Source organism: Synechococcus sp. R60.1 (assembly GCF_047461835.1).
GTDB lineage: Bacteria > Cyanobacteriota > Cyanobacteriia > Thermostichales > Thermostichaceae > Thermostichus.
Window position 1 is genome coordinate 1 of record NZ_JANSIA010000127.1, and the last position, 5,290, is coordinate 5,290.

General features: G+C 59.4%; 5 protein-coding genes. 3 read left to right on the plus strand and 2 right to left on the minus strand.

The features are described from left to right. Positions 1-74 precede the first annotated feature (74 nt). The 3 genes from NW834_RS13115 to NW834_RS13125 all read left to right on the plus strand — a co-directional run bounded on the left by NW834_RS13115 (position 75) and on the right by NW834_RS13125 (position 2,991). Positions 75-1,397: an NAD(P)/FAD-dependent oxidoreductase gene (locus tag NW834_RS13115; RefSeq protein ID WP_414426342.1), complete on the plus strand. Its 1,323-nt coding sequence runs from the start codon at positions 75-77 to the stop codon at positions 1,395-1,397. Between the two features lie 86 nt (positions 1,398-1,483). After that, positions 1,484-2,158, plus strand: coding sequence for a hypothetical protein (locus NW834_RS13120; protein ID WP_414419214.1), 675 nt, complete (start codon positions 1,484-1,486; stop codon positions 2,156-2,158). 110 nt (positions 2,159-2,268) lie between these two features. After that, on the plus strand, positions 2,269-2,991 hold the full coding sequence (locus tag NW834_RS13125) for a glycerophosphoryl diester phosphodiesterase membrane domain-containing protein (RefSeq protein ID WP_414419213.1): 723 nt from the start codon (positions 2,269-2,271) through the stop codon (positions 2,989-2,991). 58 nt (positions 2,992-3,049) lie between these two features. Here the strand turns inward: NW834_RS13125 and mnmA are convergent, their stop codons facing one another. Beyond that, a complete protein-coding gene (gene mnmA, locus NW834_RS13130) occupies positions 3,050-4,156 on the minus strand; it encodes a tRNA 2-thiouridine(34) synthase MnmA (RefSeq protein WP_414419212.1) in 1,107 nt (368 codons plus the stop codon). A 102-nt stretch (positions 4,157-4,258) separates the two neighbouring features. Then, positions 4,259-5,008 (minus strand): HEAT repeat domain-containing protein, encoded by a 750-nt coding sequence (locus NW834_RS13135; protein ID WP_414413786.1) that lies wholly within the window; start codon positions 5,006-5,008, stop codon positions 4,259-4,261. Positions 5,009-5,290 lie beyond the last annotated feature (282 nt).

Genomic DNA, 5,290 nt, shown 5'->3' on the forward strand with positions numbered 1-5,290 from the left:
TGGAAACAAACAGAATGCTATCGCTGCATAGTTGAACAGTGATGTTCAGCAGTGTTCAGCGTAAATGTATCAGCATGGGCAAAGTTGTCATCATTGGGGCGGGGCTGGCCGGCTTGGCTTGCGCCAAAGTGCTGAGCCAGGCGGGGTGGAGGGATGTCCTGGTTCTGGAAAAAAGCGACGGCCCTGGGGGGCGGGTGCGTACCGACAAGGTGGATGGCTTTCGCCTGGATCGCGGTTTTCAGGTGCTGTTCACCGCCTATCCCAAAGTGCGACAGCATTTGGATCTGGGCAAGCTCGATCCCCGTCCCTACCGGCCCGGCGCTATTTTGGCTCAACCCGGTCGCTGCTGGCTGTTGGGGGATCCCCTACGGGATCTGTCCAGCCTTCTCCCCTCTTTGCTCAACCCCTTGGCCAGCTTTGGGGACAAGCTCAAGGTGCTGCAATTGCGATCCGAGCTGGCGCGCCGCAGCCCGGAGCAGGTTTTTCGAGAAGGGCTAGGGGGATCCGATTGCTCGCTGCGGGAGTTTCTGGAGCAGTACGGCTTTTCCCAACAGATCTGCCAGCACTTTTTCTACCCCTTTTTCCGCGGGATCCTTCTAGATCCGGATCTGGGCAGTAGCGCCCGCCTCTTTGCCTTTTATTTCAAGATGATGGCCGAGGGATCCATTGTCACCCCGGCCTTGGGCATGGGAGAACTGGCCCGACAACTGGCCGGTCACCTGTCCCCCGAACAGATTCGCTACCAAACCCCGGTGGAGCGCATCCTGGCAGAAGACGGGAAAGTGCGCGGGATCCGCACCGCCAAGGGTGAAGAGATCCCTGCCGAGTGGGTAGTTTGTGCTACTGATGCCCCTCAGGCACGGGCCTGGCAGGCGGAGCTGTGCCCTCAAGCCCCCACCCCCATTCCCACCCAGGGGCGAGCGGTGACCTGTCTCTACTTCTGCGCCCCCTTTTCCCTCAGCCGCGGCGCCTACTTGTACCTCAACGCCACCGGCCAGGGCTGGATCAACCATTGGGTCCAACTTACCCGCATCAGCCCGGCGCTGGCTCCTCCTGGCCAACACCTGTATTCGGTGGTGGTGCTAGGGGATCCCCCCTTGAGGGACGAGGAACTGGCCCAAGCCTGCCGGGCCGAGCTGCAAACTTACTTCCCCGTCGCGGCAGCGTCGCGTAGCGATAAAGCCCCCTTGGAGCAACTGCGCCTGCTGCGGGTGTACCGGATCCCTTTTGCCCAGTTTGTGCAGCCGCCTGGCTTCCAGCAGCATTTGGTTCCCACCCATAGCGGCCTGCCAGGCCTTCTCTGGGCTGGAGAGTACACTCACCAGAGCAGCATCGAGGGATCCCTGCGCAGCGGCGAACAGGCAGCGGCCTGGATCCTGCAAAAATCGGCCTTGTAGACTTTCTTAACTCTACTCCCGGAACCAAAGCCGGGATCCCGTGGTATGAAGGGGGTGGACTGGATGCCGACGAGGATCCCTCTGCCATGCAAAACGCCACCCTTAGCCCAATCCCGCTCCTGCGGCGGTCGTTTGAGTTGGTAGGTCCCATCTACTGGCCGCTGCTGATCCTGGCCTCTCCAGGCTTTATCCTGGCCATCGTCACGGAGCTGACCCCACTTCTCGGGGGCATCCTCCGACTGGCCTATGGCATTGTTGCACCGATCCTAGGCGGAGCAGCCTTGTGGCTAGTGGATCAGCACCTGAAGCGGCAAGCTCCCCTGCTGGGCAACAGCCTCAACCGAGCGGTCTCGAAGGCAGTGCCTCTAGTTCTGAGCACCCTCTTAGCAGCACTCCTCTCTTGCCTTGCCTCCATCTTTCTGATCATTCCAGGCATTTATGTAGGGGTTAAGCTGGCCCTCACACCTTGTGCCATTGCTCTAGAAAATCAAGGAACTACAGGAGGGCTGCGCTACAGTTGGAATCTCGTCAAAGGTCGTTGGTGGGGCGTGTTTTGGGCCCTTCTGATTGGGGGCTTTATTCTCGGTTTTGGGGTTGGATTGATAGTTGTACTTGTCAGTAGAGTTGTGGCTGATTTTGGCGACTCTGTGGTGAACGTAGTTAGGACTGCCGCTGCCACAGCCGTTGTGCCCATCTTCTGGGTCTATGTGGTTCTCCTGTTCCGATCCCTGCAACGATTGAAGGGGCAAGCAGCCTCCTAGTTTCCGCTTTTGCCCCCATTGGGGATAGCAAAAAGGGTGCTCCCCGTGCCTAGCTTTGAGATGAGAAGGGATCCCTTTTTGGGATTTCGGCTCAACCCAAGATGTCCTAGGTGAGATCCCGTGGTATGAAGGGGGTGGACTGGGCTGCCCACGAGGATCCCTCTGTCATGCAAAACGCTACCCTCAGCCCCATCCCGCTCCTGCAGCGGTCATTCGAGATGGCGGGCCCCATCTATGGGCCGCTGCTGATCCTGGCTTCTCCTGGCTTTGTCATTCCCATCGTTGCGGAGCTGATCCCGCTTGCCGGGGGGATCCTCAACTTGGCCTATGGCCTGATCGGCCTGCCCATCCTGGCAGGGGCAGCCTTTTGGCTGGTGGATCAGCACTTGAAGCAGCGAACTCCCCCGCTGGGCAACAGCCTGGATCGGGCTGTCTCTAGGGCAGTGCCTCTGGTATTCGGCAGCATCCTGCTGGTGCTGATTGTCTCGCTGGGGACGCTGTTGTTTGTGCTTCCCGGCATCTACTGGGGGATAAGGCTGGCTTTCACGCTCTGCGCGATTGCCCTGGAAGACAAAGGTGCCACGGAAGGGTTGGGCTACAGTTGGAACCTCGTCAGGGGCCGTTGGTGGGGGGTGTTTTGGGCATTTCTGGCTGTGGCCTTGATCTTCGGCATCGCGATCCTGATTTCGTTTTTTGTTGGGGGGATCCTGGGAGCTACCCTAGGTGCAGTTGTGGTTCGGAATGCCGTCGCCACAGCAGTTGCGCCTATCTTCGATATCTATACGGTGCTCCTATTCCGATCCCTGCAGCAGCTGCAAGCGCAAGCAGCGTAGTTTGGCTTGCCCTCACCCCCAATCCTTCCCCCCTGGCGAGAGGGAAGTTGCAGTTGGCCTAGGGAGAAGGGCGCTCCAGGATCCCTCCCCCCAGCAGGAGATCCCCGTGGTACCAGACGGCGGCTTGGCCAGGAGTGACCCCAAACTGCGGCTCGGCAAACTGCAGCTTTACCCGCTCTGGCGATTCCGGGATCACCATGGCGGGCACTGGGGGGGTACGGTAGCGCACCTGAACCTCAACAGCCAAGGATGCCGTCGGCGCCGGGATAGAGACCCAGTTGACTTGGCTTACCCACGCTTCAGCCTGGGTAGCCTCCTCCCGTTCCCCCACGACAATGCGGTTCATGGCCGCATCGATGCGCACCACGTAAAGCGGACGGGAAGAGGCAATCCCCAACCCCTTGCGCTGGCCCACCGTGTAGTGGTGGATGCCCTCATGGGATCCCAGCACTCGCCCCTGGGTATCGACGATTTCCCCTGGCCTTTGCCCAAGGTACTGATCCAAAAAGCTCCGCATCGAGCCATAGGTTTCAATCAAGCAGAGATCCTGGCTTTCGGGCTTGTCGGCTGTAACCAGCCCGTAGCGGGCAGCCAACTGACGGGTTTGGGCCTTGGTGTACTCGCCCAAGGGGAAGAGGCTATGGGCTAGGTGCTCTTGGCTGAGGTCGTAGAGAAAATAGGACTGATCCTTCTGCCGATCTACCGCCCGCAGGAGTTGGTAACGTCCTAGCCCGGCGTTAAAGCGCACCCGTGCGTAGTGGCCGGTGGCCATCTGCGAGATGCCCAGCTTTTCGCGGGCATAGGCCAGCAACGGGCCGAATTTCACCAGCTTGTTGCATTGGGAGCAGGGCAGGGGAGTAATGCCCTCCGCGTAGCCGGCTACCAGGTAATCGACAATGTTGGCCTGGAACAGCTCGCGGCTATCCACCACATGGTGCGGGATCCCCAGCTGCTCACAAACAGCTGCCGCATCCACCAAGCCTTCGGTACAGCACTGCCCCTTCCCCCTCATGAGCCAGAGGGTGACCCCCTCCACGGCGTAGCCCTGTTCCTGCAAAAGGGCCGCCACCGTAGAGCTATCCACACCCCCAGAAAGGGCCGCCACAATGCGGGGCCGCGACGGGGATGCAACAGGTGAAACCGATGAGTGGGGGCTGATAACCATTGAGACAAGGGATCCTAGGAAAAGAAAGGCTCAGCCGGAAACAGAGGAGGCCTCTCTCTGGGGATTGGGGAACCCGGAACAAGCTGAGCCGGGATCTTTACTTTAGCCTTCCTCAGAATTGGCTGGCCCGGATCCCTTCTCAGGGGTGGTTTCTGAGATGCCCCTTTGCCGCAAGCGCCGCAGCGAATCCAGAGCCGCCGCCGCAACGCTATCGTGGGGATCCCTGGCCAGGTAGTTGAGAGCAGAAACGCTCTTGGGGGAAGGCAAATTGCCCAGCGCTTGGGCCAGCCGCTGCCGCACCAGCCAGTCTTCCGATTGGGCAAACTCCAGAATCCGATCCAACGCCCGCAGATCCCCCAATTCCCCCAAAGCCGCAATGGCCGCTTGCTGCAGCAACACCTCCGGCCCATCCAAGGCTCGCAGAAGCACCTCGTAAGCCCGCGGATCCTTCAAGTTCCCCAAGGCCACCGCGGCACTGAAGCGCACCAGCCATTCTACATCCTCGTAGAAAGCACGCACTAAAGCTTCAAAAGCCCGCGGATCTTCCAAGTAGCCCAGGGCACCTGCCGCGTCGGCGCGAATGCCATAATCCGGGTCTTGGGTGAGGATTTCCAGCAATTTGGGCAGACAGGCGTCCGTTTGCTTGATCCCCAGGGCAAAGACGGCAAAAGAGCGCACCTGCAGGTTCTCATCGTCGATGACCTGCAAAATCAGCGGCACCGCCTGCTCTGCCGGCACATCCCGCAACTGGGCCAAGGCCACCATCCGGTCCGCAGAACGCGGGCTGCGCAAGCGTTGAGCGATCTCCTGTAAACGGGCGGGGTTGGCGGGATCCAAAGCAGAGACAGTCATGGCGTTAACAAATATTTACAATCTTTCTTCAGTATGGCAAACGAGGCTGCGCTTGGACAGAGGCCGTCTTTGTCTGGCCCGGTCGGGATCTCTGGGGACATGGTGCCACTGTTTCGATCGACAAATCCTAGCACTGTTGTCGAGAAAAGCAGGTTGACTTGGCCCCATCACGAAGATTTTGGATATTTTGGTGGAGAGGATACGAGGCTGATACATTTACGCTGAACACTGCTGAACATCACTGTTCAACTATGCAGCGATAGCATTCTGTTTGTTTCCAAA

Excerpts from the sequence above, each read along its gene's own strand:
- mnmA (WP_414419212.1), bottom strand. The coding sequence starts at position 4,156 with ATGGTTATCAGCCCCCACTCATCGGTTTCACCTGTTGCATCCCCGTCG.
- NW834_RS13135 (WP_414413786.1), bottom strand. The coding sequence starts at position 5,008 with ATGACTGTCTCTGCTTTGGATCCCGCCAACCCCGCCCGTTTACAGGAG.
- NW834_RS13115 (WP_414426342.1), top strand. The coding sequence starts at position 75 with ATGGGCAAAGTTGTCATCATTGGGGCGGGGCTGGCCGGCTTGGCTTGC.
- NW834_RS13120 (WP_414419214.1), top strand. The coding sequence starts at position 1,484 with ATGCAAAACGCCACCCTTAGCCCAATCCCGCTCCTGCGGCGGTCGTTT.